2 protein-coding genes are annotated in these 1,238 nt (G+C 69.4%); both read left to right on the top strand.

The window, feature by feature from the left end; genetic code table 11:
- Positions 1 to 855, top strand: an 855-nt coding sequence (locus FH969_RS15375) for a MinD/ParA family ATP-binding protein (protein WP_425462476.1), incomplete at its 5' end; no start/stop codon positions are given.
- Positions 852 to 1,172 carry a hypothetical protein gene (locus tag FH969_RS14970; protein WP_139988005.1) on the top strand — a complete coding sequence of 107 codons (321 nt, stop codon included), beginning with the start codon at positions 852 to 854 and terminating at the stop codon, positions 1,170 to 1,172. The genes FH969_RS15375 and FH969_RS14970, both read left to right, overlap by 4 nt.
- The last annotated feature ends 66 nt before the right edge of the window (positions 1,173 to 1,238 follow it).

A 1,238-nucleotide genomic window follows, 5' to 3' on the forward strand; every position in this document is an offset into this window, starting at 1 on the left:
CTCAGCGCGCCCGTGGAGGAGGTCCGCGAGCTCGAGCACCGCAGCATCGTGGGGTCGCAGTGGTCCCGTCCTCGCACGATCCTGATCGGACAGCCCAAGGGTGGCGTCGGGAAGACGCCGATGGTGGCGCTGCTCGCGGGAACGTTCGGTGAGGTTCGCGGTGGGGGAGTCCTGGCGTGGGACAACAACGAGACCCTGGGCACGCTCGGTATCCGCACCGCCGAGGGCCGGTTCCCCACGACCGTCCTGGATCTTCTGGGCCAGTTGGACCACTTCGAGTCCAACGGCGGTCGCCGCGGTGATCTGAACGCGTTCGTACGCCCGCAGCCGGACGGACACTTCGACGTCCTGGCGAGCGACGAGGACCCGGCGCGCATGGCTCAGGTCGGTGAGGCCGAGTTCGAGCGCATCCACGACGTCGTGACCCGGTTCTACCCGCTCGTGCTGATCGACTCAGGCAACAACCCCAGGGCGGCGAATTTCCTCGCCGCGACCCACCACGCCGACCTTCTGGTCATCCCGGTGCAGTGGGCCCAGGACAGTGTCGAGAGCGCTGGACGGCTGATCGACCAGCTGCGCCGCAGCGGGTACGGCGACCTCGTCCAGAGGGCCGTCGTGGTCGCGACGAACGACGGGCGTGGCCGCGCGCCGACGGACAAGTGCGCGGAGTGGCGCGAGTGGTTCACCCGGACCTGCGCCGCGGTCGTCGACGTCCCGTTCGACCCGCACATCGCCGAGCGCGGCGAGCTGCACTACAGCCAGCTCTCAACGGCGACCAAGCGGGCCTTCCTCGCCGTCGCGGCCGCGATCACGTCTCACCTCGACACCTACGACGCCTGGGAGGGCTCACGATGAACACCGCCACCATCCTCGCCTCGGGAGCCGTCCCGAACCCGTTCGACGGCGTGACCCCGAACTTCTCCGTGTTCGGGACCGAACTCAACTCCACGGCCGTCATGATCCTCGGCGGAATCTGGGGCCTGGCACTGCTCTGGACCGGCGGGCAGGCCCTCGTCGGCGGGATCAAGTGGTCCAGCGCCTCACGGCAGAACTACGGGCCCGAGATCGTCGACGAGAGCGCGACCCACTTCAAGCGTGCCCTCGTGGCCTTCGGCTGCGTGGTCGCCGTCCCCCTCCTCTTCGGTGCGATCATCGCGCTCCTGAGTCGCTAAGGGCCGACCTGATGAGCACCTCGACCGAGCAGCCCCAGCGGCGCCGGCTCTGGCCGGCGGTGCTCG

This window comes from Miniimonas arenae, from assembly GCF_006351005.1.
In the GTDB taxonomy this organism is placed as follows: Bacteria; Actinomycetota; Actinomycetes; order Actinomycetales; family Beutenbergiaceae; genus Miniimonas; species Miniimonas arenae.

What these genes read in the sequence shown, in the direction of transcription:
- FH969_RS14970 (WP_139988005.1), top strand. Translation starts at nt 852, where the DNA reads ATGAACACCGCCACCATCCTCGCCTCGGGAGCCGTCCCGAACCCGTTC.